Source organism: Bradyrhizobium sp. MV1.5, from assembly GCF_055807615.1.
Window position 1 is genome coordinate 74,501 of record NZ_JBVVPL010000004.1, and the last position, 23,651, is coordinate 98,151.

The window sequence follows — 23,651 nt, forward strand, 5'->3', positions numbered from 1 at the left end:
GCAATTTAAGGGTCTTCCGTGGGAACTCGGTTGCTGCCCGCCACTTTGGCCTGTGGCATTATAAGATGTGTCCCTCTGGCACAAGATCGGCATGCCGGAAGGGTCTCTTGAGGACGCTGATCCATGATGTTGACGGCACTCGGTTTGATGAGCGGCACCTCGCTGGACGGGGTGGATGTCGCGCTGATCGAAACCGACGGAAAGCAGGTGAAGGCGTTCGGGCCATCCGGCTACCGGCCGTATAGCCCGGCGGAGCGCAACCTGCTGCGGCAGGCGCTGAGCGAGGCTGTGCAGCTGTCGCAACGCGATGCCCGACCGGGAGTTCTGGCCGAGGCCGAACGCGCCGTGACGCTGGCGCACGGCGAGGCGGTCGCCGCCTTTGTCGCCCAGAACCGGATGAGGCCGGAAGACATCGACATCGTCGGCTTCCACGGCCAGACCGTGCTGCACCGCCCCGAGAAGCGACTGACGGTCCAGATCGGCGATGCGCCGGCGCTGGCCAGGGCGATCCATATCCCCGTGATGCATGATTTCCGCGCCGCCGATGTCGAGGCCGGCGGGCAGGGCGCGCCATTCGTGCCGGTTTATCACCGCGCGCTTGTCCATTCGCTGGAACGCGAAGGACCGATCGTTGTCGTCAATATCGGCGGCGTCTCCAACATCACCTATATCGACGGCAACGACACGCTGATTGCCTGCGATACCGGGCCCGGCAACGCGCTGCTCGACGATTTCATGTACCGCACCATGAACCAGGCGTTCGACGCGGACGGAAAGTTCGCAGCCCTCGGCAAGGCGGACGACGCCTGGATCGCGCGGGCGCTGCAGTTGCCGTTCTTCGCAAGCCCGCCGCCGAAATCGCTCGACCGCAACGATTTTGCCGCACTGAAGCTCGGCGAGGTGCAGCCGGCCGACGGCGCCGCGACTCTGACCGCCTTCACTGCGGCGGCCATCGCCCGCATCATCCCGCTGCTGCCACGCAGGCCGCGAAGCTGGATCGTCTGCGGCGGCGGCGCCCGCAACCGGACCATGCTCCAGATGCTGCGGGAGCGCGTTGGGTCCGCCACTGTCGAGGCCGCCGAGACAGTCGGCTGGGCCTCCGACGCCATCGAGGCGCAGGCCTTCGGCTTCCTCGCCGCGCGCGGCCTGAAGGGCCTGCCGCTGTCGTATCCCGCTACCACGGGGGTGCCGATGCCGATGACGGGCGGGGTGATCGCGCGGCCTTGAGGTAATTCCTGGATTGATACCGGTCGATGCAAATGCATTGAACTTGACGAGTGCATGCAGATGCATCTATATTGGATGCAGTTGCATCCAACCGCCGGGATCGTTGCCATGACCGCTTCACTCAAACTGATCAGCCACAAGCTTTGTCCCTACGTGCAGCGCGCGGTGATCGCGCTCAAGGAGAAGGGCGTTCCGTTCGAGCGGGTCGACATCGATCTCGCCAACAAGCCGGACTGGTTTCTCAAACTGTCGCCGCTCGGCAAGGTGCCGGTGCTGGTCGTGACGAGCGAGAAGGGCGAGGTCGCGCTGTTCGAGAGCAACGTGATCTGCGAGTACATCGAGGAGACGCAAGGCGGTGTGAAGCTGCATCCGGCGGATGCCTTGAAGCGTGCCGAGCACCGGGCGTGGATGGAGTTTGGATCAGCAGTGCTCGGCGACCTCTGGGGCCTGGAGACCACCACCGATGCGGCGACCTTCGAGAGTAAGCGCCAGGCACTCGTCGCTAAATTCGCCCGGGTCGAAGCGGCGCTCGGTGCCGGTCCTTATTTTGCTGGCGAAGCGTTCAGTCTGGTCGACGCCGTGTTCGCCCCCGTCTTCCGTTATTTCGACGTGTTCGATGAAGTGACCGAACTCGGCATCTTCAAGGATCTGCCGAAGGTGCGGGCGTGGCGCGCCGAGCTGGCGAAGCGTCCGAGCGTCCGCACTGCCGTGGGCGCCGACTATCCGCAATTGCTGCGCGCTTTCCTCGTGCGCCACGACGCGCATCTGCTCAAGCTTGCGGCCTGAGCCGACGCCGATGTCGCAGTCCATGGCTTGGCTGATGCTGGTGACCGCCGGCGCACTCGATGTCGGCTGGGCGATCTCGATGAAATACTCGGAGGGCTACACGCGCGCAGGCTGGAGCATCGTCTCGCTGGTGCTGCTCGCCGCCTTCGTTGTCCTGCTCGGGCGTGCCTTGAAGGTGCTCGAGGTGGGCGTCGCCTATTCGGTCTGGACCGGCATCGGCGCCGCCGGCACCTTCGTCATGGGCGTCGTGCTGTTCGGCGAGACCTTGAGCGCGATGAAGCTTGCGGGCATCGCGCTCGTCTTGATGGGAATCGTCGCGCTCAAGCTCGCCTGAAGCCGAGCTTAAGTTTCGTAGCCCGGATGGAGCGCAGCGCAATCCGGGGCCTTGTCTCGCGGATGGAGCTTGCCGGATTTCGCTTCGCTCCATCCGGGTTACAAGGCTCAGCGACGAGGCCTCAGCGCACGTTGGCGAGGCGCATGTCGAGATAGGCGGTGATGGTTTCCATCAGCGGCTCGAGCTTGGCGTCGAAGAAATGATTGGCGCCGGGGATGACCTGCTGGTCGATCACGATGCCCTTCTGCGTCTTCAGCTTCTCGACCAGCGTGTTGACGTCCTTGGGCGGCACCACCGCATCCTTCTCACCATGCACGATCAGACCCGAGGACGGGCAGGGCGCGAGGAAGGAGAAGTCGTAGAGGTTGGCGGGCGGCGCGATCGAGATGAAGCCCTCGACCTCCGGACGGCGCATCAGCAGCTGCATGCCGATCCAGGCGCCGAAGGAGAAGCCGGCAACCCAGCAGGCGCGCGCCTCGGGATTGATGGTCTGCGCCCAGTCGAGCGCCGCGGCCGCGTCCGACAATTCGCCGGTGCCGTGGTCGAACGAGCCCTGGCTGCGGCCGACGCCGCGGAAATTGAACCGCAGCACCGAGAAGCCGCGATGCGCGAACGCATAGTAGCACTGGTAGATGATCTGATGATTCATCGTGCCGTGAAACTGCGGATGCGGATGCAGGACCATCGCGATCGGCGCATTCTTCTGCTTGGCCGGATGGTAGCGGCCTTCGAGACGGCCGGCGGGGCCGGTGAAAATAACTTCAGGCATGATGATCTCTTGATTGATCCCTTGAAGACGCTCTTCAACAATCAACCGATTGTGCGGATTTCATCGGCTGCTGGGCCGATCAAGCCGCGAATGGAAGGGTGGAGCGGCGCCCTCGGATGATGCGCGAGCGGCGCGCGGCGAACTGACGCGCGCGTTCTAACATGAGGCGAGGGTCAAAAAGCAAGCATCTTCGGCATCTCTCAACGAGCTCAAGAACTTAGCTGGTCGTGACGATGTCGTGAGCGCCCGGCGCATGTGCTCCTGCCGCTGTCGTTTAGCGGCAGGAGCTGATGATGTGGGCCGCAATGGAGCTCATGAGCCTCCGGCAAGTAACTGAATTACAACGTTTTTTCGTTCGTTCGGCGATCCGCGGGCGTTTCCCGTGATTGCCGCCCGGCCCCGAGCGAGACGACCGCCGGCCGGTAGCGGCGGCTGCCCCCAAGCGTCTGCCCGTTGTCGAAAGTGAGTTCGAAATCCCCAGATGGCCTGAGGTCGAGGCTGCTCACGCGGTCGAGATTGGCCAGCTTTGTGCGGTGGACCCGCACAATGCCAAGGCGCGACAACTCGCTCTCCGCCATTGCGAGCGTGCCACGGATCAGGTGCTGGGTGCCGTCAGCGAGACTGTATTCGATATAATTACCGGCGGAGGCGACCCACAGGATATCGCGGGGCACGACGCGAATGCGGCTTGTGCCGTCTCTGAGCCAGATCAGATCGGGGGGCGGGGATCGTTGCGGGCCGGCCGGCGCGGGCGGGATCGACGTTGCAACGCTTTTCAGCTCGCGCCGGCTTTCGAGCAGCCAGAGCGTGCTGCCGATCAGGAACACGGCCACGCTGTCCTTGCGAAACTCGTACAGGACCGTCGCAAGCGAGAAATGGAAGTCATAGGCGCCTCCGGCAAGCCAGAGCGCGAGCTTCCGAATCCAGACCATGCCGGTGATGTGAAGGGCCGAGAAGCCGAGCAGGGCGGCGACGCCGATCCAGACCCGCATGAGGGCCCCGGCGCAACGCATCCGTCGCATCGCGAGCACGAGCATCGGCAGCAGCAGCAGGATCACGGCGATGCTCGAGAGCTCCCAGAAAAGCCGCTTGCCGACGTCGGAACTGTCGCCGCGCCAGGCGGCATCCTGCGCTCCGGAGAGTGCATTCACGATTCCGATCGCGAGCGAAACCGCGGCGATCGCGATGAACATCGTCCAATGATTGCCGCTGGCCCCCGAAGCCCAGCCGCTCGTCCCCGCGGACGGCACTTCATCCCTTCGTTCCCTGTCCTGATCCCAAACCGGCGCGACGCGCTCGGTTTGTGAGGCATTTTCCGTGTCAGCCATGGCCGATGAACCGTATTTGGCATCCCCTCAAGGAGCAGAAAACCATGTCAACACCACTGCAACTCCCAATCGCGGAACGGCGCATCGACCTGGATTGGGTACGGATTTTAGCCTTCGGGCTTCTGATCTTCTATCACGTCGGCATGCTCTACGTGTCCTGGGGATTTCACATCAAGAGCGCGCACCGGCTGAGCTGGCTCGAGCCCCTGATGCTGGTCATCAATCCATGGCGGCTGTCGCTGTTGTTTCTGGTGTCCGGCGTCGCCACTCGTTTCATGCTGGGCAAGTACAACCTAGGTACCTTCGTCCGGACGCGCTCGGCACGGCTCCTGATCCCACTGATCTTTGGCATGTTCGTGATCGTGCCGCCGCAGTCCTACCTCCAGATCGTTGAGAGCTTCGGTTACCCCGCCGGCTTCGCCGACTTTTACGTCCGGCACTATCTGGCGTTCGGAGCGCAATTCTGCCCGAACCCCTGCATTGTGCTGCCGACCTGGAACCATCTCTGGTTCGTGGTCTACCTGTGGGTCTACACCGTCGCGCTGACCGGCGTGCTCTGGCTGTGGCCCATGCTGGCCGATCGGGTCGGTGCGAGACTGGCTGTCCTGCTCGCCGGGCCCGGGCTGCTGGTCCTGCCGTGCCTTTTGTTTGCGGCTTGGCGCTTGTTCCTGTTTCCGGCCTTTCCGTCGACGCACGCGCTGTTCGGCGACTGGTACAACCATGCGGACCATGCGACCGCGTTCCTGATCGGCTTCCTGCTGGCGAAAGAGGGCAACATCTGGCGCGACATCGAACGTCAGCGCTGGATCGCGCTCGCCCTTGCCGCAGGCCTGTTCGTTGTGTTCATTCTGCTTCGTGCCGGCCTGTTCGAGACATCGATGCTGAGGTGGTTCGCGGGCCTGGCATATGGTTGTTATCAATGGCTGGCGATGGCCGCTGTGCTGGGCTTTGCGCGCCGCCACTTCACCGCCGATGGCGCCGCGCGCCGGTACCTGACCGATGCCATCTTTCCCTATTACATTGTGCACCAGACCGCGATCATCATGATCGCGCACGCACTCAAGGGCAGCGATTTGTCCGCCGGAAGCGAGGGCTTCATCGTCATTGCCTGCACCGCGGTTACCTGCGTGGTTACTTACGAGGTGGTACGGCGGATCGCCTGGTCGCGGCCGCTGTTCGGTTTGCGGATCGAGCGGTGCCGCGCGGCCGCGACCGCGCAGCAGCAGGCGGCCTGATGCGAATCGGCTTCCGATTGGCGCGAGGACAAAAGGTGCTAAGAGGGCGACATGCCGACCCGTGTCTATCTCGACTGGAATGCGACCACGCCGCTGCGCTCCCAGGCGCGAGCGGCGATGGTCGCGGCCTGGGAGCTGATCGGCAACCCGTCCTCGGTTCATGCCGAGGGGCGGGAGGCACGTCGGCTCGTCGAGGCAGCCCGGTCTACGCTTGCCGAAGCCGTCGGGGCGCTGCCCCGGAATGTCGTGTTCACCTCGGCGGGAACAGAGGCCAATGCGCTTGCGCTATCGCCGGGCCTGCGGGGGCCGTCTGGCGGGCCAGTCGAGCGGCTTCTGGTCTCGGCTGTCGAGCATGCTTCGGTGCTGGCGGGCGGCCGGTTCCCGGCGGATAAGATCGGTCAGATCAGGGTCACGCGCTCCGGCGTGATCGACCTTGACCATTTGAAGGCGCTGCTCGGCGACGGCCCGCCGGCGCTGGTTTCCATCATGGCGGCCAACAACGAAACGGGCGCGCTGCAGCCTATCGCCGAGGCCGCGGCAATCGTTCACGGGGGTGGCGGCCTGCTGCACGTCGATGCAATCCAGGCGCTTGGAAAAGTCCTTTTTAATATCAAGGTGATCGGCGCAGACCTTGCGACCTTTTCTGCACACAAGATCGGCGGCCCCAAGGGTATCGGCGCGTTGGTTGTGGCCGAGGGTGTGGCCGGACTTGAGCCGGTGCTGCGGGGCGGCGGGCAGGAGCTGAACCGGCGCGCCGGAACCGAGAATGTCGCCGGCATAGCCGGCTTCGGGGCAGCCGTGCGGGTTGCCCTTGAGGCTTTGCCGGAGGATGCGGAACGGATGGCAAGCCTAAGAGATCGCTTGGAAAATGGCATTCGCTCCATGGCCGGCGCAACGGTCTTCTCGAGTGAAGTCAGGCGGTTGCCAAATACCGTTCTTTTCACGGCTCCCGGCTTGAAAGCCGAGACCGCGGTGATCGGTTTCGACCTCGAAGGTGTCGCGGTGTCCTCGGGATCTGCCTGTTCCTCGGGCAAGGTGCAGCCGTCCCACGTGTTGTCGGCAATGGGGTATGATCCGACCGTCGCCCAAGGAGCGGTGCGTCTTAGTCTGGGCTGGTCCACGGGGCTGGATGACATCAACAGGGCGTTAGAGGCTTGGCGAAAGCTCGGTAATACCCTACTTAAGGGATAAGCGATGAAACACGGCTTGAATGGTTCTAAGCACGTGCGTCCCGCCAAGAAACATCGTAATAGTCGTCCGAGTTTGATGATCCACCGCGGTCCTTGAAACCGCGAGCGGAGGATAGAATGCCAGCCGTGCAAGAGACGGTCGAGCGCGTGAAGCGCATCGACGTCGATCAGTATCGTTATGGGTTTGAGACCCTGATCGAGTCCGACAAGGCCCCCAAGGGGCTGTCGGAAGAGACCGTCAAGTTCATCTCCGAGAAGAAGAACGAACCCGCCTGGATGCTCCAGTGGCGGCTCGAAGCCTATCGGCGCTGGCTGACCATGACCGAGCCGACCTGGGCCCGCGTCGACTATCCCAAGATCGACTTCCAGGATCTCTATTACTATTCGGCGCCGAAGCCGAAGAAGACGATCACCTCGCTCGATGAGATCGATCCCGAGATTCTCAAGACCTACGAGAAGCTCGGCATTCCGCTGCGGGAAGTCGCCATGCTCGAAGGCGTCGAACCCAAGCCCGGCGAGGAAGATCCTAACCGGCGCAAGATCGCGGTCGACGCCGTCTTCGATTCGGTCTCGGTTGCGACCACCTTCAAGGCGGAGCTGAAGAAGGCCGGCGTGATCTTCATGCCGATCTCGGAGGCGATCCGCGAGCATCCCGAGCTGGTGCAGAAATATCTGGGATCTGTGGTTCCGACGTCGGACAATTTCTATGCGACGCTGAACTCGGCGGTGTTCTCGGACGGTTCGTTCGTCTACGTGCCGCCGGGCGTGCGCTGCCCGATGGAGCTGTCCACCTACTTCCGCATCAACGAGCGCAATACCGGCCAGTTCGAGCGCACGCTGATCATCGCCGACAAGGGCTCCTACGTCTCCTATCTCGAGGGCTGCACCGCGCCGCAGCGCGACGAGAACCAGCTGCACGCGGCCGTGGTCGAGCTCGTCACCCACGACGACGCCGAGATCAACTATTCGACGGTGCAGAACTGGTATCCCGGCAACTCCGAAGGCAAGGGCGGCATCTACAATTTCGTCACCAAGCGTGGCGACTGCCGCGGCAACAACTCCAAGATCTCCTGGACCCAGGTCGAGACCGGTTCGGCGATCACCTGGAAGTATCCGAGCTGCATTCTCCGCGGCGACAATTCCCGTGGTGAGTTCTATTCGATCGCGATCTCGAACGGCTACCAGCAGGTCGACTCGGGCACCAAGATGATCCATCTCGGCAAGAACACGTCGAGCCGCATCATCTCGAAGGGCATCGCGGCCGGCAGGTCGCAGAACACCTATCGCGGCCTCGTCACGGCGCATCGCAAGGCGACCGGCGCTCGCAACTTCACCGCCTGCGATTCGCTGTTGATCGGCGACAAATGCGGCGCGCACACCGTGCCCTATATCGAAGCCAAGAACTCCTCGGCGACGTTCGAGCACGAGGCCACCACGTCGAAGATCTCCGAGGACGTGCTGTTCTACTGCATCCAGCGCGGCCTCACCCAGGAAGAAGCTGTCGGCCTCGTCGTCAACGGCTTCGTCAAGGACGTGCTGCAGCAACTGCCGATGGAATTCGCGGTGGAAGCGCAGAAGCTGATCTCGATCTCGCTCGAGGGGAGCGTCGGCTAACGCTGACCTCATCCTGAGGAGGCCGCGTAAGCGGCCGTCTCGAAGGATGGATACGGAAAGATAGTGGCCTCAATCCTTCGAGACGCGCCTGCGGCGCTCCTCAGGATGAGGAGATAGATGGAAACAAGATAATGGCTTTGCTTGAAGTGAAAGACCTCAAGGTTCGCGTCGAGGAGCGTGAGATCCTCCACGGGCTGACGCTGACCGTGAACGAGGGCGAGATCCACGCGATCATGGGGCCGAACGGCTCCGGCAAGTCGACACTGTCGCACGTCATCGCCGGCAAGCCGGGCTATGAGGTGACCGACGGCGAGATCCTGTTCAAGGGCGAAGACCTGCTCGCGATGGCCCCCAACGAGCGCGCCGCCAAGGGCGTGTTCCTGGCGTTCCAGTATCCGGTCGAGATTCCCGGCGTCTCTACCATGAATTTCCTGCGCACCGCGCTGAACGCGCAGCGCAAGGCGCGCGGCGAGGGCGAATATTCGACCCCCGACTTCCTGAAGAAAGTGCGCGAAGTCTCGAAGTCGCTGAACATCCCGCAGGACATGCTCAAGCGCGGCGTCAATGTCGGCTTCTCCGGCGGCGAGAAGAAGCGCAACGAGGTGCTGCAGATGGCGCTGTTCGAGCCCAGCCTGTGTATCCTCGACGAGATGGATTCCGGCCTCGACATCGACGCGCTGCGGATTGCGGCCGACGGCGTCAACGCGCTGCATTCGCCCAAGCGCGCCATGGTCGTCATCACCCACTATCAGCGGCTGCTCAACTACATCGTGCCTGACGTCGTGCACGTGATGTCGAAGGGCCGTGTCGTGAAGAGCGGCGGCAAGGAACTGGCGCTGGAGCTGGAAGCGTCCGGCTACGCCCAGTTCGAGGACGCCGCGTAAGGATTGTTTGAGATGAACGTTGCTGTGGCAAAGACCGGGAACGGCCGCGCGGTGAGCGATCTCTTCGCCAGCGCCGAAGGCCGTCTGCCGGGTTCGCCTTCCGTGATCGCAGCGCGCCACGAGGCGTTCGAGACCTATGAGCGTCTCGGCCTGCCGCACCGCCGGATCGAGGAGTGGAAGTACACCGATCTGCGCGCGCTGGTCGGTGAGGTGCTGCCGCTCGCGGCTGCACCTGATGCGGCTGCGTTGAAGCGCGCCGCGGACGCGGTGAAGGCGCATGCGATCGCGGGTGCCCGCAAGCTGGTGCTGGTCGATGGCGTGTTCGCTCCCGATCTCTCCGACGTCAAGGCGCTGGCCTCCGAGGCCGGCTTTAAGACATTGCGAGAGACGCTGGAGAAGGATTCCGGGCTGCTGAAGACCGCAGCTACCGATGCTGTGATCGCGCTGAACGCCGCGATGGCGACCGACGGTGTCGTGCTTGATATCGCCGACGGCGTGCAGCTGTCCGCGCCGATCCACATCATCCACATCGCGATCGCTGCTACGGCATCGACGTTCACCCGCTCGCAGGTCGTGGTCGGGAAGGGCGCTCGCGCCACCATCATCGAGAGCTTTGTCGCGGCCGGCGCCAAGGCTTACCAGGTCAACGATGCCGTCATCCTCTCCGTCGGCGACAACGCCGACGTCGCGCATATCCGCCTGATGGATGATTCACCGGATGCGGTGAACATCACCTCGCAATTCGTCACGGTTGGCGCGAATACAAAACTCAATTTCTTCAACATGACCACCGGTGCGGCCGTCAGCCGCCTGCAAGGCTCCATCACGCTGGCAGGTGAGGGCAGTGAGCTCTCCGTCAACGGCGTGAACCTGTTGCAGAAGACCGAACATGGTGACACCACCCTGGTCGTCGACCACGCCGTGCCGAATTGTGTGAGCCGCGAGGTCTTCCGTGCCGTGATCGACGATCGTGCGCACTCGGTGTTCCAGGGCCGCATCATCGTTCGTCCCGATGCGCAGAAGACCGACGGCAAGATGATGATTCGGGCGCTGCTGCTCTCGGACGAGGCGGAAGCCGACAACAAGCCCGAGCTCGAGATCTTTGCTGACGACGTCTCCTGCGGCCATGGCGCCACCGCCGGCGCGCTCGACGACAGCCTGCTGTTCTATCTGAAGGCGCGCGGCCTGCCGGAGAAGCAGGCCCAGGCGCTGCTGATCCAGGCCTTCGTCGGCGAGGCGATCGAGCAGATCGCCGATGATGATCTGCGCGAGCACGTGATCGGCATTGCCGAGCGCTGGCTGGAGCGGCGCCAATGAGCACGCATCCGGCAGTCAAGAACGGGGCTTACGACGTTGCGCGCGTGCGCGAGGATTTTCCGGCGCTGGCCATGCAGATCTACGGCAAGCCGCTGGTCTATCTCGACAACGCTGCATCTGCACAGAAGCCGAGCGCCGTGCTCGATCGCATGACGCAGGCCTATACCTCCGAATACGCCAACGTGCATCGCGGCCTGCATTACCTCGCCAATGCCGCGACCGAAGCCTATGAGGGCGGCCGCATCAAGGTGGCGCAGTTCATCAACGCTGCCCGGACCGAGGAAGTGATCTTCACCCGCAACGCGACCGAGGCGATCAATCTCGTCGCCTCGTCCTGGGGCGAGCCGAACATCAAAGAAGGCGACGAGATCGTCATCTCGATCATGGAGCACCACTCCAACATCGTGCCCTGGCATTTCCTCAGGGAACGCCATGGCGCCGTGATCAAATGGGCGCCGGTCGACGACGAGGGCAATTTCCTCATCGATGAATTCGAAAAGCTGCTGACGTCGAAGACCAAGCTGGTCGCGATCACCCAGATGTCGAACGCGCTCGGCACCATCGTCCCGGTCAAGGACGTCGTGAGGATCGCCCACGCCCGCGGCATTCCCGTGCTGGTCGACGGCAGCCAGGGCGCGGTGCATCTGCCCGTCGACGTCCAGGACCTCGGCTGCGACTTCTACGTCTTCACCGGCCACAAGGTCTATGGTCCGACCGGCATCGGCGTGCTCTGGGCCAAGTACGACCACCTCGTCGCGATGCGCCCGTTCAACGGCGGCGGCGAGATGATCCGCGAGGTCTCGCGCGACGTCGTCACTTATGGCGATCCCCCGCACAAATTCGAGGCCGGCACGCCCGCGATCGTCGAGGCGGTCGGGCTTGGCGCCGCCATCGACTACGTCAATTCGGTCGGCAAGGAGCGCATCGCCGCGCACGAGCACGATCTCGTCACCTACGCCCAGGACAAGCTGCGCGAGATCAACTCGCTGCGGCTGATCGGCACGGCGCGGGGCAAGGGCCCGGTGATCTCCTTCGAGCTCAAGGGCGCGCACGCCCATGACGTCGCCACCGTGATCGACCGCCAGGGCATCGCCGTGCGCGCCGGCACCCATTGCGTGATGCCGCTTTTAGAGCGGTTCAACGTCACAGCCACATGCCGGGCGTCTTTCGGCATGTATAATACGCGGGAAGAAGTCGATCATCTGGCACAGGCGCTGTTGAAGGCGCGGGATTTGTTCGCATGAGTGACACGGCCGAAATCAAAGCCAATCCGATGGAAACCCGGTCGGCGCTGCCGCCTGAAGAGACCGAGCGTTTGACCACCGAGATCATCGCCGGGCTCAAGACCGTGTTTGATCCGGAGATCCCGGCCGACATCTACGAGCTCGGCCTGATCTACAAGGTCGAGATCAAGGACGATCGCTCGGTCGACGTGCAGATGACGCTGACGACGCCGAATTGTCCGGCCGCCGGTGAGCTGCCGACCATGGTCGAGAACGCGGTCGCCAGTGTTCCCGGCGTCGGCGTGGTCGACGTCAAGGTGGTCTGGGAGCCGGCCTGGACGCCAGAACGCATGAGCGACGAGGCCCGCCTCGTGCTCAACATGTGGTGACGCGTAACCTGCTTTCGATCCTTGGCATTGAATTCGCTCGGCAACGGACCACATCACTGACATGACACAGATATCGTCGGGCTCGACACCAGCATCCACTCCAAAGCCGCGGCGGCCCCGCCCGCAGGTGATGCGGCTGACGGACGCTGCTGCCCAGCGCATCAGCGAGCTGACCCAGCGGGCCGATTCGGAGATCGTGGGCCTGCGCGTCGGCGTCAAGAACGGCGGCTGTGCCGGACAGTCCTACACTGTCGAATACGCCCACGATGTCCGCCCGACCGACGAGGTCGTCGAGGACAAGGGCGTCAAGATCCTGGTCGATCCGAAGGCCGTGCTGTTCCTGCTCGGAACCGAGATGGACTACAAGGCCGACAAGATGCAGGCCCAGTTCGTCTTCAACAACCCCAACCAGATCTCCGCCTGCGGCTGCGGCGAGTCGGTCGAGCTGCGCCCGGCGCAGATCGACGGGTAGCCCGTTTCTCGCAAATCACTCCGCTGTCGTCCTGGCGAAGGCCAGGACCCATACCGGGTGATCTCGCGGTGATCGTCGGTGCCAATACCGACGCTGGCACGACCGGCAGTCTTCGCTAAACTCCCTCCTGTGGTAATGGGTCTTGGCTTTCGCCAGGACGACGACAGGGAAACAGTTCAGCCATGGACCGCGAATTCCTGATCGACCTGTTCGCCGATTTCGGCCCCGTCGCCATTCGGAAAATGTTTTCCGGCTACGGCATCTCCGCCGACGGCATCAATTTCGCGCTGTCCCTGCGTGCCGGCCTGTTTTTCCGCGCCGACGAGATGACCATCCCGGACTATGAGGCGGAAGGCTCGAAGCCATTCCAGTACTCGACCCGCGCCAAGACGGTGCTGGTGAACTCCTACTGGGAGCTGCCGGCCCGCCTGTTCGACGATTCCGCGGAACTTGCGCAATGGGCGAGGGCCGCGCTCGCCGCCGCCCAGCGCGCCAAGGTGAAGAAGCGGCCCAAGGCTAAGAAGGCGGTAAAGAAGCCAGCGAACAAGCCAGCGAAGAAGGTCGCCAAGCCTGCGAAAGCGGCGAAGAAAGTCGGCAAGAAGAGCCCGGCCCGCGAGCGCGCCACGCGCAGGGCTTGAGGTTCACTCCACGGCCTTGGTCAGCCCAACCCGCATGTCCTTGGCGGTGAAGACGCAGATGCCGTCGGCAAGCACGCGACCGTCGGCAATTCCGAGCACCAGCTTGCCGCGCCGGACCATCCGCATGGCGACCTCGTAGCGCACGCGTTGCGCGTTCGGGGTGACCTCGCCCGTGCACGCGACTTCACCGACGCCGATGGCGCGGCCCTTGCCCGGCGAGCCCGACCATCCCAGCCAGTAGCCGACCATCTGCCACATGGCATCCAGCCCCAGGGACGCCGGCATCGTCGCATCACCGCGATAGTGGCAATCGAAGAACCAATGGCCCGGCGCGATGTCGAGCTCGCCGACGATATGGCCCTTGCCGAACTCGCCGCCGTCCAGGCTGATCTCCGTGATGCGGTCCATCATCAGCATCGGCGGCGCCGGCAATTGCGCATTGTCCGGGCCGAAATAGCCGCCCTCGCTCGATCTCAGCAGCTCGTCCCTGGTATAGGACGGTTGGGGCGTGTGAAAATCATGCGGGTTGGGCAAGACGACAAGTCCTCCGGGTGCGCGCAGTCGGGCGCCTCGAGACGGCGAGGGAGATGTCGTTCGTCAGGGCATAATGTCAAGCGCGGTGAGCCGCTTCGGCGTCACGCCACCCGGTTGTGCGTCTCGACCGCGAATTCCGGGTCGGCCTCGCAGATCACGCGGTTGCGGCCGTTCCGTTTGGCGGCGTAGAGACAGGCATCCGCCCGTTCGATCAGCGCATCGGTGTCGTCGCCCTGCTTGAGCATGGAGACGCCGACGGAGACGGTGACGCGGCCGAGGATTTCGCCGGTGGACTTCTTTTTCAATTCCTTGGCCATCACCGCGCGGCGGATGTGATCGGCCACCGTCAGAGCCTGGCGCAGCGCGGTGTTGGGCAGCACGACCGCGAATTCCTCACCGCCATAGCGCGCGGTAATGTCCTGGCCCTTGATGGTCTGCTTCAGGGACAGACCGACCAGCCGCAGCACCTGGTCGCCGGTGAGATGGCCGTAGGAATCGTTGAACGACTTGAAATGATCGATGTCGACCAGCAGCAGCGACAGCGGCTCGCCGGAGGCGAGCGCGCCTTGCACGGCCATGTCGATCATGCGATCGAAATATTTGCGGTTGCCGAGCCCCGTCAGCGGATCGGTCAGGCTCTCGGCGCGGATCGCCTCCAGGCTCTGCTGGAGGTTGCTGATCTCGCTCTTCGAGAGAGTCAGCCGGTCTTCCAGCGCCTTGTTGGTCTCGCGCATCTCGTTGGTGGAACGCAGCAGCGTCTCGACGATCGACTTGATCTGCTCGCGGCTCTTGGCCGATGACAGCTTTTCGGTCGCGCCCGACAGGCTGGCATCGTAGGAGCCGGTCATCCCAAGCGCGTGGCCGAGAACCTTCATCACGTCGTCGATCTCGCCGATGACGCGCGCGCCGACCTTGTCGATGCGGTCGGTGGTCTTGATGTGGGAGAGATAGGTCTCGTAGATCTGATCGAGATCGGCTTCGGTCAGCTTGCCGCCCCGCGCCAGCGTCTCGTTGATGATCTTGTTGAGCGGGGCGTTGTAGCCGGTGGCGTAGACGAACCAGATCTCGTAATTGCGGGGAATTGCCGTCTGCCGTAGCGATCGGATTTGACCGAGCGCTACCTCGGCGAACGCCATCGTGCGTTCGTGTTCGTCGAGCACCTTGACCACGGAACATACCCCACAACGATCGGCGCGCCGTCGACCGCAGCAATACTTAAATTATGTTCGTAGGCTAACGGACGATCGTGAACGCCCCGTAAATATACGTCCACGAATGCATCCGAAAAAGTGCGCGCCGGCTTTATTAAACCAAAGCCGGGCGCGCACCGCGCTTCAGGCACCGGCGGGGGAGCGAACCGGCCGCAGCAGAAAGGCCGGCAGATGCGAGTGGTCGCCCGGCTCGCTGTCGGCCTCGCGTTGACGGCGCGGCTCGGGACGGCCGATCGACGGCACATGCGACGGATTGGGCTGCTGGCGCGCACCGTCACGCGGCTCGGATGATGGCTTGGCTTCGCGCGGCGGCCTGGCTTCACGCGGAGGTCTTGCTTCACGCGAAGGCCTGGCCTCGCGCGCGGGCCTTGCTTCGGAAGCGGGCCTTGCCTCGGGAGCGGACCGTGCTTCGGCTGAAGGCTGTGCCTCGCCACGCGGTTCGCGCGGCTCGTGGCTGCGCTCGCGACCGCGCTGCGGCTTGCCGCGACCGCCGCGTGAACGTTCACGGCCGCGCTGCTCGCGCGGACGCTCGCTCGCATCGGAAGCATCGGCGCGGATTTCGAAATCGCCTTCGGCGCGCGGAATGGTCTGGCCGATCAGCTTCTCGATCGCCACCATCGACTTCTGGTCGAGCGGCGTGACGAGCGAGATCGCCATGCCGGACCGGCCTGCGCGACCGGTGCGGCCGACGCGGTGGACATAATCGTCGGGATGGTGGGGAACGTCGAAATTGAAGACGTGGCTGACCTCGGGGATGTCGAGGCCGCGGGCGGCGACGTCGGATGCGACCAGCAGGGGCAGCTCGCCCTTGCGGAACTGCTCGAGTGCCGCCGTGCGGGCCGACTGGTCCATGTCGCCGTGGAGCGCGCCGACGCTGAAGCCGTGCTTTTGCAGCGATTTGTGAACGACGGCGACCTCGCGTTTGCGATTGCAGAAGATGATCGCGTTCTGGAGATCCTTGGCCTCGCGCAGCAATCGGCGAAGCAGCTCGCGCTTCTCGTGCGCCTCGCGCCCGGCCGGGACCTGACACTGCGTAACGGTCACAGCGGTGGTGGCGGGCTTCGATACCTCGACCTTCTGCGGATTGTGCAGGAAGGTTTCGGTGATGCGGCGGATCTCCGGCGGCATGGTCGCCGTGAAGAACAGGGTCTGCCGCGTGAACGGGACCAGCTTGCAGACGCGCTCGATGTCGGGAATGAAGCCCATGTCCAGCATGCGGTCGGCTTCGTCGATGACGAGCAGCTCGACACCGGTGAGCAGCAGGCCGCCGCGCTCCGTGTGGTCGAGCAGGCGGCCGGGAGTGGCGATCAGGACATCGACGCCGCGCGTCAGCTTGGCATCCTGGTCGCCGAAGGAAACGCCGCCGATCAGGAGGGCGACGTTGAGTTTCTGGCCCGCGCCGTAGCGGTCGAAGTTTTCCTTCACCTGCGCCGCGAGTTCGCGGGTCGGCTCTAGGATCAGGGTGCGCGGCATGCGCGCCCGGGCGCGGCCCTTCTCGAGAATGGTGAGCATCGGCAGCACGAAGGCCGCGGTCTTGCCGGTGCCGGTCTGGGCGATGCCGAGCACGTCCTTGCGAGCGAGGACGTGAGGGATCGCCTGTTCCTGAATGGGGGTGGGGGTGGTGTAACCGGTGGCCGCCACTGCGGCGAGGACTTTTTCGGATAGTCCGAGATGGGTAAAAGACATTGAGCCTCTGGTCGAAACCGCCGTTCGGAATCGAGGGTAATAAGGCTGTCGCGTTCCACCCCGAAACGGCGCGCTCTCAAAGAAGCTGGGGGTGCTGACTCACGCGAACAAAGCGCCAGGCTCAGGAATCGCTCTTCGATCTGAGCCGCGTCGCCACGGAACATAGGCGGGAATCGGCCAAAGTCAATGGAGCAGGCGCGGGAAGGCCCTAAAAAACCTGAGGTTTTCGCCCAAATAGCGGGCGAGGCTGCAGTTTTCCGCCCAATCGTGCGATCGGCCGGTGCTGCCCAAACGTCGGCTAACGCCCCTCCGGCCCCTGCGCGCGGAAGTCGCCGGGGGCCATCCCGTAGGCGGCATTGAAGACCCGGTAATAGGTCGCGAGGCTGTCGAAGCCGCAGGAGGTCGCGATGTCGGCGATCAACCGGTCCGGGGCTTCGCGCATCAAGCGGCGGCTCTGGTTCAGGCGTTCGTCGGTCACGGTTTGCGAGAAACTCCTGGCGGCGCCTTCGAACAACATATGCAGGTGACGCACGGAGACGCCGAGCAGGTCGGCCACCATGGTCGGCGCCAGATTTGGGTCTTGCAGGTGACGCGCGATCAGGCGCCGTGCGTGCGAGAGCCGGGCGGTCCGCAGCGCGGCCTGCCCGAGGCGGCTGCCGGGCCGCACGATGCCGCGCTCGATCAGCGCCAGATGGGCTAAAGCCTCGACGAGGGAAGCGGCATCGGCGGCGCCGTCATCACCCGCGGCAACCTCGCCGAGATCGGCGAAGCAGGCGTCGAGCAGGGGCTTCAATCCGGGATCGTCGAACGTCCGAGGCGCAAGCTCGCGCATGCGCTTGTCCTGCGTGGAGAGGCCGCTCAAGGGAATCTTCAGGATCCGCAGGTGGAAGCCTCCCGCGCCCAGCGGTGCCGCGCGATAGGGCTGGTCGGTATGGCTGGTCGCGAAGCTGCCATTGGCGATCGTGAAGTCGCTGCCGCGCATGCCGCCGAACCAGGCGCCGCTGCCGAGCTGCTGATAGAGGCAGAGGCTGTCGCCCGGCGCGTCAGCGATGTCGGTCATGCTGCGCTCGACCGTGTAATGGGAGGCCTTTAGCTCGACCAGGCCGGCTCCGCCAAGCTGGCGCAGCGAGAATTCGCCGAAGAAGTTGGCGCGGCGTTCGCGCTCGAGTTCGACGGTAACACCGAACAGGCCCTTGGCGCGCACCTCGCGCCAAAAGTCGAAGCGGTCGTGCGGCTCGACCTCGTCGGTGCACCAACAATACACAGCGGCCCCCACTTCCAGCGGAATTGCCCACAAGAATTGACCGAGAAAAAGCAAATTCCGGTGGCATCTACCATAGCTGGACGACAGACCTGAGTCCTCAGGGCTGTTGAACCAGCGATGTGGCTGGGCCGACTATCACATCAACGACGCGGTTCCCATGAACCGCTGTTCGAGGGAACCGGCGTGGGGCCGTTCTTGAGGGATTTTCGATGACGCGTCGGCTTTTCAGAGTACTGGCAGCGCTTGGCCTCGCGGCGGGCCTCAGCGGTTTCGCGCTTCCCGCCTGTGCCGAGAAGCGCGTTGCGCTCGTCGTCGGCAACAATGACTACAGGAACGTTCCGAAGCTGCTCAAGGCGGTCAACGACGCGCGCACCATGGGCGATACGCTGAAGCAGCTCGGCTTCGCGGTGATGGTCGCCGAAAACCAGAGCCGGCAGCAATTTTCGGAGACGCTGCTCGCGTTCGATCGGACGATCGAGCCCGGCGACACCGCGTTCTTCTTCTATGCCGGCCACGGCTTCGAGATTGCTGGCCAGAACTATCTGCTGCCGACGGACGTGCCGGCGGCGACGGAAGGGCAGGAAGAGCTGGTGCGTGACGCCTCCATCCTGGCAGATCGCATCGTCGAGCGCCTCCAGAACAAGAAGGCGCGAACCTCGATCCTGGTGTTCGACGCCTGCCGCAACAACCCGTTCGAGCGCAAGGGTACCCGCGCCGTCTCCGGTGGTGGCGGGCTTGCCCCGATGGTGCAGCTGCCCGAAGGCGTGTTCTCGGTCTTCTCGGCCGGCCCGCGCCAGACCGCGCTCGACCGCCTCTCGAACGACGACGCCAATCCCAATTCAGTGTTCACGCGCACCTTCGCCAAGGAGCTGCTCCAGCCCGGCGAGAACCTGGTGCAAGTGGCGCAGCGTACGCGCCGTCTCGTCAGCGAGATGGCCGACACCGTCAAGCACAGGCAGGTGCCGGTCTATTTCGATCAGATGGTCGACGACGTCTTTCTCAGCGGCATCGCCAAGGATGCCGCCGCGCGCCCGGCCGACCCACCGGCGCAGAAGCTCGCGGCGCTGCCACCGGTCTCGGTGCCGCGCGTGCCGAAGGAGGAGACCACCAACGCGCCGATCGCGAGCTTCTCGCGCCACAATGGCGGCTGGAGCGTGGTGTTCTCCTTTGCCGATCCGACGCTCGGCGTTTCCTGGCGCATGGCCGGCAATGGCGATTTCCGCGAAACCGGCTTCATCGATACGCTCGACCCGCGTACGCGCAAGAGGATGCCGAACCCGTCGATCGAATTGCCGCCGGACGCGCAGGCCGGCACCATCGAGGTCCGCTATGTCGACCAGTCCGGTGACATGCAGGGCCCGTTCCCGATCAGGTTCGATCCCGAGGCCGCGCTGATCCGCGACCAGCGCAAGATCCTCGACATGACCGCGACGAGCTGGCTGTCATTCCGCGAGTTCAACGGGCTGCTGGTCTACTACACGCACCTCGTGTCCTATCGCTGCGCCATCCGCGAGGTGCGCATCGGCATCGACACCGCCGTTCCGAACCAGGTGTTGAAGATGCCGGGCTGCGACATGCGCGATCCCAGCGCGATCAGCGCCGGCATGCCGCTCTACATGAAGCTCGCGCCGGCAACGCAGTTCATCTCGGTGGAGCTGACCTATCGCGACGGCAGCGTGTCGGAGATCAAGAGCTTCCGCAGCGCGAACCGCAGCAACAACTGAGGTGTCGAGCAGGCCGCGTCCGCCGCAGCCATTCGCGGCGCTTCCTGATGAAGCGCTTGACGGCCTCGATCAAGGGCGGAGTCAGCGAGAAGAACGCGCCCATCGCGGTCGAGGCGATGACGCGGCGCAGCAGGAGCTGCTCCTACTCCTCGTACGGATAGCCGTTCTGCTCGATGCGCACCGGCGCAAGCGGCGGCCTGCGCGGTGCGATCATGATCAAGACGAAAAGCACGTTGATCAGGATCCAGACGCCGAGCAGTATGAGGATTGTCTGCACTGCAATTTCCTCAATGAGTCGGAATTGGCGGCAAGGCTAACGGCCATTCACAACTGCGGCAAATGAATCTTGCTTGCTGCACCGCACAGAAAGCTTACCTCTCGAATGAGGACCCGGCCGTGAAACCCGATACGTCGCAGCATCCCCAAGGCGCCTCGCTGAAAGTGCGGTGTTGCATCGTGGGCGGCGGACCGGCGGGCATGATGCTCGGCTATCTCCTGGGGCGCGCCGGCATCGATGTCGTGGTGCTGGAGAAGCATGCGGATTTCTTCCGCGACTTCCGCGGCGACACCGTGCATCCCTCGACGCTCCAGGTGATGGACGAGCTCGGCCTGATCGACGGATTCCTGAAGCTGCCGCATCAGCGCTTGCAGAAGATGGACGGCCTGTTCGGCGGTACCCCCGTTCGCATCGCCGATCTCAGCCGCCTCCGCACCAAGTACCCCTTCATCGCCTTCATGCCGCAATGGGATTTCCTGAATTTCCTGCGCGAGGCCGGCCAGCGTTTCGCCTCGCTGAAGGTGATGATGAACACCGAGGCGGTCGATCTGATCCGCCACGGCGAGACCATCGCCGGCGTGCAGGCGAAGACGCCTGACGGCATCGTGGACATCGAAGCCGATCTCACCATCGCCTGTGACGGCCGGCATTCGACCGTGCGCCAGCATTCCGGCCTCGAGGTCGAGGAGATCGGCGCGCCAATGGACGTGCTGTGGTTCCGCGTCGGACGCAAGGCGAACGAAACCGAGAACCTGTTCGCGCGCGTCGAGCCCGGCAAGATGATGATCACCTTCGACCGCGGTGACTACTGGCAGTGCGCCTATGTCATCGCCAAGGGACAATACAACGCGGTGAAGGCGAGGGGATTGCAGGCGCTGCTCGACGACGTCGTCCGCATGGCGCCGATCCTGAAGGGCGGCATTGCCGATGTGAAGAGTTTCGACGACGTCAAGCTGCTCACCGTCGCGATCAACCGCCTGCCGCGCTGGACGCGGCCGGGCCTGCTTCTCATCGGCGACGCCGCACATGCGATGTCGCCGGTCGGCGGCGTCGGCGTCAATCTCGCCGTGCAGGATGCGGTCGCGACCGCAAACCTGCTGGCGGACAAGCTGCAGCGCGGCTGCCCGTCGGAGAACGAACTCGATGCCGTGCGCCGTCGCCGCGAATTCCCGGTGAAGATGACGCAGCGAATGCAGATGGTCGTGCAGAACAACATCATCAGCGGCGCCTTGCAGGGCGGCGACCGGCCGCTGAAGGTGCCGCTGGTCCTGCGCCTCATCACCGCGCTGCCGTGGCTCCAGGGCATTCCGGCGCGCCTGCTCGCCCTTGGCGTCCGGCCCGAGCACGTGCAGTCGAAGGCTGCGTCGGCATCGTAGCGCAAGGACTCGGTAGGGATAACGCGGTGTTAAATCGCGCTCGACGCGTTGCCTGCGTGCAACAGCGCAAACGGATTGAAGGCGCGCTGCTTGCCGATCCGACATCTTAACTGTCTTGATTCAAATTTGAGTAAGACCTGCGTGTGAGCGTGCACCCATCAAAGGACACGGGGTGTACCATGCGTAACAAGTTGATTGCCGCCTTCGCCTGCACGACCGCTCTGGTTTCGACCGGCGCCGCTTCCGCCGCCGATCTCGGTGCACGGCCCTACACAAAGGCGCCGGCCTATATGGAGTCGATGTTCAACTGGACCGGCTTCTATGTCGGCGGCCACATCGGCGGCGCATGGACCAACGAGCAGTTCATCAACAACGGGACCGGTGCGCCGTTCGGCGATCTGACCCCGGGCCAGGGCTACCGTCAGCGCAACTCCGGCATCCTGGGCGGCGCCCAGATCGGCTACAATTGGCAGGCCAACAACTACGTGTTCGGTATGGAAGGCACGATCTCGGGCCTCGACAACAAGGGCTCGTTCTTGAACACCGCGTTCGGCGCGGGTGACGACGTGTTCTCCTGGCGCGCCAATGTGCTTGCGACCGTCGTCGGTCGTGCGGGCTTCGCCGTGCAGAACAACCTGTTCTACATCAAGGGCGGCTATGCCGGCGTGAACAACCGTCTGTCGGTCACCGATACCGTCGGCGTGGCCACTGGTTCTGGCGGCCAGACCCATTGGGCCAACGGCTGGACCATCGGTGCCGGCTGGGAATACGGCATCACCCGCAACTGGATCGTCGGCCTCGAGTACAATTACGCGGCCTTCGCCAGCCAGACCTATCAACTTGGCGGCACGTCGGGCAATTACAGCTTCGATGCCAAGCCGCGCGACCTCCAGTGGGCCGTCGTGCGCGCCAGCTACAAGTTCGACGCGCCTGTCATCGCCCGCTACTGAGTGGGTCAACGAACGACCAAGCAGCCATAAAAGACGATCACTGCCCAAATTTTAAAGCCCCGGCATTGTCCGGGGCTTCTTTTTTGTGTGCAGATTTATTCGTGTACGCCTATGCCATCACCGAGAACCCGCCGTCGACGGGGATCGCGGTGCCGGTGACGAAGTTGGAGGCGGACGAGGCAAGGAACACCGTGATGCCGGCGAAGTCGTCGATGTCGCCCCACCGCCCCGCAGGCGTGCGTGCCAGCACCCGCTCGTGCAATCCTGATACCTGCTGCCGCGCACCGCGGGTCAGGTCGGTGTCGATCCAGCCCGGCAGGATGGCATTGACCTGGATGTTGTCGGGCGCCCACGCATTGGCGCAGGCGCGCGTATACTGAACGATGCCGCCCTTGCTCGCCGCATAGGCCGTTGCGAAGCTCGCGCCGAAGATCGACATCATCGAGCCGATGTTGATCACCTTGCCGTTGCCGGACGCCTTCAGCGCCGGATAGGCCAGCTTCGAGCACAGGAAGGCGCTGGTGAGGTTGGTGTTGATCACCGTATTCCACTCGTCGAGCTCGAGCTCGTGCGGCGGCTTGCGGATGCTCATGCCGGCATTGTTGATGAGGATGTCGATGCGGCCGAGATCACCGACGACACGCTCGACCATTGCGGCGATGGCCGCCTTGTCGGTGACGTCGGTGGGAACACTGATCGCCTTCACGCCGCGTTGGCTGAGATCGGCAACGGCGGCGGCGGATTTGGTTTCGTTGCGTCCGACCACGGCGATGTTGGCGCCGGCGTCGGCGAGGCCACGGGCCATGCCGAGCCCGATGCCACCATTGCCTCCCGTGACGATCGCAACCTTGCCGCGGAGATCGAACCGACTGGATGTCATGCTGCTATTCCCTGGTTTCTTCTATTGGTTGCTCTGCCAGATCAGCACCAGCCCGAAGCCGGCCATGGCTGCGCCATAGCCGGCCCATTGCAACTGGTTGACCATGAAGCTCGATCGCGGCCACGCAACGGTGCCCGTGCCCTGTCCGATCCAGAGCAGCCCGACGGCAAGGGCAAACAGGCCTGCGATCAGCAGGAATCTGCGCATGCATTCCTCCCCATTGGTCTGCTTCTGTCGTGACACGCGGTCCGTCAATGACGTCTGCGCTCACGAAAGCTTGGCCTACACAGTAGCGGGCTTCGATGGGGATACAATGGTTAGGGACGAGGACCGAGGCGAGCGT

24 protein-coding genes are annotated in these 23,651 nt (G+C 63.9%); 15 read left to right on the forward strand and 9 right to left on the reverse strand.

Going from position 1 to position 23,651, the window contains the following annotated elements; genetic code table 11:
- Positions 1 to 123: 123 nt before the first annotated feature.
- The 3 genes from AC0L2J_RS05345 (at position 124) to AC0L2J_RS05355 (ending at position 2,347) form a co-directional block, all read left to right on the forward strand.
- Positions 124 to 1,227, forward strand: a complete 1,104-nt coding sequence (locus AC0L2J_RS05345) for an anhydro-N-acetylmuramic acid kinase (RefSeq protein ID WP_473387653.1) — start codon at positions 124 to 126, stop codon at positions 1,225 to 1,227.
- 108 nt (positions 1,228 to 1,335) lie between these two features.
- Positions 1,336 to 2,013, forward strand: a complete 678-nt coding sequence (locus AC0L2J_RS05350) for a glutathione S-transferase family protein (RefSeq protein ID WP_473387657.1) — start codon at positions 1,336 to 1,338, stop codon at positions 2,011 to 2,013.
- Positions 2,014 to 2,023: 10 nt separating this feature from the next.
- Entirely contained in the window at positions 2,024 to 2,347 is a 324-nt protein-coding gene (locus tag AC0L2J_RS05355) for a DMT family transporter (RefSeq protein ID WP_473387661.1), read from the forward strand.
- 121 nt (positions 2,348 to 2,468) lie between these two features.
- Here the strand turns inward: AC0L2J_RS05355 and AC0L2J_RS05360 are convergent, their stop codons facing one another.
- Together AC0L2J_RS05360 and AC0L2J_RS05365 are read right to left on the reverse strand one after the other, a co-directional pair.
- Entirely contained in the window at positions 2,469 to 3,116 is a 648-nt protein-coding gene (locus tag AC0L2J_RS05360; RefSeq protein WP_007591562.1) for an alpha/beta hydrolase, read from the reverse strand.
- 338 nt (positions 3,117 to 3,454) lie between these two features.
- On the reverse strand, positions 3,455 to 4,309 hold the full coding sequence (locus AC0L2J_RS05365; RefSeq protein ID WP_473387663.1) for a LytTR family DNA-binding domain-containing protein: 855 nt from the start codon (positions 4,307 to 4,309) through the stop codon (positions 3,455 to 3,457).
- 179 nt (positions 4,310 to 4,488) lie between these two features.
- Here AC0L2J_RS05365 and AC0L2J_RS05370 point away from each other — a divergent pair, with 179 nt between their 5' ends.
- The 9 genes from AC0L2J_RS05370 (at position 4,489) to AC0L2J_RS05410 (ending at position 13,406) form a co-directional block, all read left to right on the forward strand.
- Positions 4,489 to 5,679 (forward strand): acyltransferase family protein, encoded by a 1,191-nt coding sequence (locus AC0L2J_RS05370; RefSeq protein ID WP_473387665.1) that lies wholly within the window; start codon positions 4,489 to 4,491, stop codon positions 5,677 to 5,679.
- Between the two features lie 51 nt (positions 5,680 to 5,730).
- Positions 5,731 to 6,870: a cysteine desulfurase family protein gene (locus tag AC0L2J_RS05375; RefSeq protein ID WP_473387668.1), complete on the forward strand. Its 1,140-nt coding sequence runs from the start codon at positions 5,731 to 5,733 to the stop codon at positions 6,868 to 6,870.
- A 116-nt stretch (positions 6,871 to 6,986) separates the two neighbouring features.
- Complete coding sequence (gene sufB / locus AC0L2J_RS05380) at positions 6,987 to 8,483, forward strand: Fe-S cluster assembly protein SufB (RefSeq protein WP_473387671.1); 1,497 nt, start codon at positions 6,987 to 6,989, stop codon at positions 8,481 to 8,483.
- Between the two features lie 131 nt (positions 8,484 to 8,614).
- Positions 8,615 to 9,367, forward strand: coding sequence for a Fe-S cluster assembly ATPase SufC (gene sufC / locus AC0L2J_RS05385; RefSeq protein ID WP_007609807.1), 753 nt, complete (start codon positions 8,615 to 8,617; stop codon positions 9,365 to 9,367).
- A 12-nt stretch (positions 9,368 to 9,379) separates the two neighbouring features.
- On the forward strand, positions 9,380 to 10,684 hold the full coding sequence (sufD, locus tag AC0L2J_RS05390) for a Fe-S cluster assembly protein SufD (protein ID WP_473387674.1): 1,305 nt from the start codon (positions 9,380 to 9,382) through the stop codon (positions 10,682 to 10,684).
- Positions 10,681 to 11,928 carry a cysteine desulfurase gene (locus AC0L2J_RS05395; RefSeq protein ID WP_007609823.1) on the forward strand — a complete coding sequence of 416 codons (1,248 nt, stop codon included), beginning with the start codon at positions 10,681 to 10,683 and terminating at the stop codon, positions 11,926 to 11,928. The genes sufD and AC0L2J_RS05395 overlap by 4 nt, the downstream gene beginning before the upstream one ends.
- Positions 11,925 to 12,296 (forward strand): SUF system Fe-S cluster assembly protein, encoded by a 372-nt coding sequence (locus AC0L2J_RS05400; protein ID WP_007609827.1) that lies wholly within the window; start codon positions 11,925 to 11,927, stop codon positions 12,294 to 12,296. The genes AC0L2J_RS05395 and AC0L2J_RS05400 overlap by 4 nt, the downstream gene beginning before the upstream one ends.
- 61 nt (positions 12,297 to 12,357) lie before the next feature.
- Positions 12,358 to 12,768: a HesB/IscA family protein gene (locus tag AC0L2J_RS05405; protein ID WP_007609828.1), complete on the forward strand. Its 411-nt coding sequence runs from the start codon at positions 12,358 to 12,360 to the stop codon at positions 12,766 to 12,768.
- Positions 12,769 to 12,950: 182 nt separating this feature from the next.
- Positions 12,951 to 13,406, forward strand: coding sequence for a TfoX/Sxy family protein (locus AC0L2J_RS05410; RefSeq protein ID WP_473387677.1), 456 nt, complete (start codon positions 12,951 to 12,953; stop codon positions 13,404 to 13,406).
- A 3-nt stretch (positions 13,407 to 13,409) separates the two neighbouring features.
- Here AC0L2J_RS05410 and fabA read toward each other — a convergent pair whose 3' ends face one another.
- The 4 genes from fabA to AC0L2J_RS05430 all read right to left on the reverse strand — a co-directional run bounded on the left by fabA (position 13,410) and on the right by AC0L2J_RS05430 (position 18,101).
- Positions 13,410 to 13,940, reverse strand: a complete 531-nt coding sequence (fabA, locus tag AC0L2J_RS05415; protein ID WP_473387679.1) for a bifunctional 3-hydroxydecanoyl-ACP dehydratase/trans-2-decenoyl-ACP isomerase — start codon at positions 13,938 to 13,940, stop codon at positions 13,410 to 13,412.
- Between the two features lie 101 nt (positions 13,941 to 14,041).
- Positions 14,042 to 15,109 carry a GGDEF domain-containing protein gene (locus tag AC0L2J_RS05420; protein WP_473387681.1) on the reverse strand — a complete coding sequence of 356 codons (1,068 nt, stop codon included), beginning with the start codon at positions 15,107 to 15,109 and terminating at the stop codon, positions 14,042 to 14,044.
- A gap of 165 nt (positions 15,110 to 15,274) precedes the next feature.
- Positions 15,275 to 16,837 (reverse strand): DEAD/DEAH box helicase, encoded by a 1,563-nt coding sequence (locus tag AC0L2J_RS05425; RefSeq protein WP_473387683.1) that lies wholly within the window; start codon positions 16,835 to 16,837, stop codon positions 15,275 to 15,277.
- A gap of 298 nt (positions 16,838 to 17,135) precedes the next feature.
- Positions 17,136 to 18,101: a helix-turn-helix transcriptional regulator gene (locus AC0L2J_RS05430; RefSeq protein ID WP_473387685.1), complete on the reverse strand. Its 966-nt coding sequence runs from the start codon at positions 18,099 to 18,101 to the stop codon at positions 17,136 to 17,138.
- Between the two features lie 209 nt (positions 18,102 to 18,310).
- Between AC0L2J_RS05430 and AC0L2J_RS05435 the strand changes: the two genes are divergently transcribed.
- Complete coding sequence (locus AC0L2J_RS05435) at positions 18,311 to 19,825, forward strand: caspase family protein (RefSeq protein ID WP_063992537.1); 1,515 nt, start codon at positions 18,311 to 18,313, stop codon at positions 19,823 to 19,825.
- Between the two features lie 142 nt (positions 19,826 to 19,967).
- Here AC0L2J_RS05435 and AC0L2J_RS05440 read toward each other — a convergent pair whose 3' ends face one another.
- The gene (locus AC0L2J_RS05440; RefSeq protein WP_007591544.1) at positions 19,968 to 20,102 is read right to left on the reverse strand and encodes a hypothetical protein; all 135 of its coding nucleotides are present in this window, start codon (positions 20,100 to 20,102) and stop codon (positions 19,968 to 19,970) included.
- A 119-nt stretch (positions 20,103 to 20,221) separates the two neighbouring features.
- Here AC0L2J_RS05440 and AC0L2J_RS05445 point away from each other — a divergent pair, with 119 nt between their 5' ends.
- Both AC0L2J_RS05445 and AC0L2J_RS05450 read left to right on the forward strand, forming a co-directional pair.
- Positions 20,222 to 21,478: an FAD-dependent oxidoreductase gene (locus AC0L2J_RS05445; protein ID WP_473387688.1), complete on the forward strand. Its 1,257-nt coding sequence runs from the start codon at positions 20,222 to 20,224 to the stop codon at positions 21,476 to 21,478.
- A 179-nt stretch (positions 21,479 to 21,657) separates the two neighbouring features.
- Positions 21,658 to 22,428: an outer membrane protein gene (locus AC0L2J_RS05450; RefSeq protein ID WP_063992536.1), complete on the forward strand. Its 771-nt coding sequence runs from the start codon at positions 21,658 to 21,660 to the stop codon at positions 22,426 to 22,428.
- A 109-nt stretch (positions 22,429 to 22,537) separates the two neighbouring features.
- On the opposite strand, the gene AC0L2J_RS05455 is transcribed toward AC0L2J_RS05450, so the two are convergent.
- Both AC0L2J_RS05455 and AC0L2J_RS05460 read right to left on the reverse strand, forming a co-directional pair.
- On the reverse strand, positions 22,538 to 23,308 hold the full coding sequence (locus AC0L2J_RS05455) for an SDR family NAD(P)-dependent oxidoreductase (protein ID WP_063992535.1): 771 nt from the start codon (positions 23,306 to 23,308) through the stop codon (positions 22,538 to 22,540).
- 21 nt (positions 23,309 to 23,329) lie between these two features.
- Positions 23,330 to 23,515, reverse strand: coding sequence for a hypothetical protein (locus tag AC0L2J_RS05460; protein ID WP_007609848.1), 186 nt, complete (start codon positions 23,513 to 23,515; stop codon positions 23,330 to 23,332).
- Between the last annotated feature and the right edge of the window lie 136 nt (positions 23,516 to 23,651).

Bases quoted from the DNA above. Each gene is read 5' to 3' on its own strand.
- AC0L2J_RS05345 (WP_473387653.1), top strand. From the start codon at position 124: ATGATGTTGACGGCACTCGGTTTGATGAGCGGCACCTCGCTGGACGGG.
- AC0L2J_RS05350 (WP_473387657.1), top strand. From the start codon at position 1,336: ATGACCGCTTCACTCAAACTGATCAGCCACAAGCTTTGTCCCTACGTG.
- AC0L2J_RS05355 (WP_473387661.1), top strand. From the start codon at position 2,024: ATGTCGCAGTCCATGGCTTGGCTGATGCTGGTGACCGCCGGCGCACTC.
- AC0L2J_RS05360 (WP_007591562.1), bottom strand. From the start codon at position 3,116: ATGCCTGAAGTTATTTTCACCGGCCCCGCCGGCCGTCTCGAAGGCCGC.
- AC0L2J_RS05365 (WP_473387663.1), bottom strand. From the start codon at position 4,309: ATGTTCATCGCGATCGCCGCGGTTTCGCTCGCGATCGGAATCGTGAAT.
- AC0L2J_RS05370 (WP_473387665.1), top strand. From the start codon at position 4,489: ATGTCAACACCACTGCAACTCCCAATCGCGGAACGGCGCATCGACCTG.
- AC0L2J_RS05375 (WP_473387668.1), top strand. From the start codon at position 5,731: ATGCCGACCCGTGTCTATCTCGACTGGAATGCGACCACGCCGCTGCGC.
- sufB (WP_473387671.1), top strand. From the start codon at position 6,987: ATGCCAGCCGTGCAAGAGACGGTCGAGCGCGTGAAGCGCATCGACGTC.
- sufC (WP_007609807.1), top strand. From the start codon at position 8,615: ATGGCTTTGCTTGAAGTGAAAGACCTCAAGGTTCGCGTCGAGGAGCGT.
- sufD (WP_473387674.1), top strand. From the start codon at position 9,380: ATGAACGTTGCTGTGGCAAAGACCGGGAACGGCCGCGCGGTGAGCGAT.
- AC0L2J_RS05395 (WP_007609823.1), top strand. From the start codon at position 10,681: ATGAGCACGCATCCGGCAGTCAAGAACGGGGCTTACGACGTTGCGCGC.
- AC0L2J_RS05400 (WP_007609827.1), top strand. From the start codon at position 11,925: ATGAGTGACACGGCCGAAATCAAAGCCAATCCGATGGAAACCCGGTCG.
- AC0L2J_RS05405 (WP_007609828.1), top strand. From the start codon at position 12,358: ATGACACAGATATCGTCGGGCTCGACACCAGCATCCACTCCAAAGCCG.
- AC0L2J_RS05410 (WP_473387677.1), top strand. From the start codon at position 12,951: ATGGACCGCGAATTCCTGATCGACCTGTTCGCCGATTTCGGCCCCGTC.
- AC0L2J_RS05425 (WP_473387683.1), bottom strand. From the start codon at position 16,837: ATGTCTTTTACCCATCTCGGACTATCCGAAAAAGTCCTCGCCGCAGTG.
- AC0L2J_RS05435 (WP_063992537.1), top strand. From the start codon at position 18,311: ATGACGCGTCGGCTTTTCAGAGTACTGGCAGCGCTTGGCCTCGCGGCG.
- AC0L2J_RS05450 (WP_063992536.1), top strand. From the start codon at position 21,658: ATGCGTAACAAGTTGATTGCCGCCTTCGCCTGCACGACCGCTCTGGTT.
- AC0L2J_RS05455 (WP_063992535.1), bottom strand. From the start codon at position 23,308: ATGACATCCAGTCGGTTCGATCTCCGCGGCAAGGTTGCGATCGTCACG.
- AC0L2J_RS05460 (WP_007609848.1), bottom strand. From the start codon at position 23,515: ATGCGCAGATTCCTGCTGATCGCAGGCCTGTTTGCCCTTGCCGTCGGG.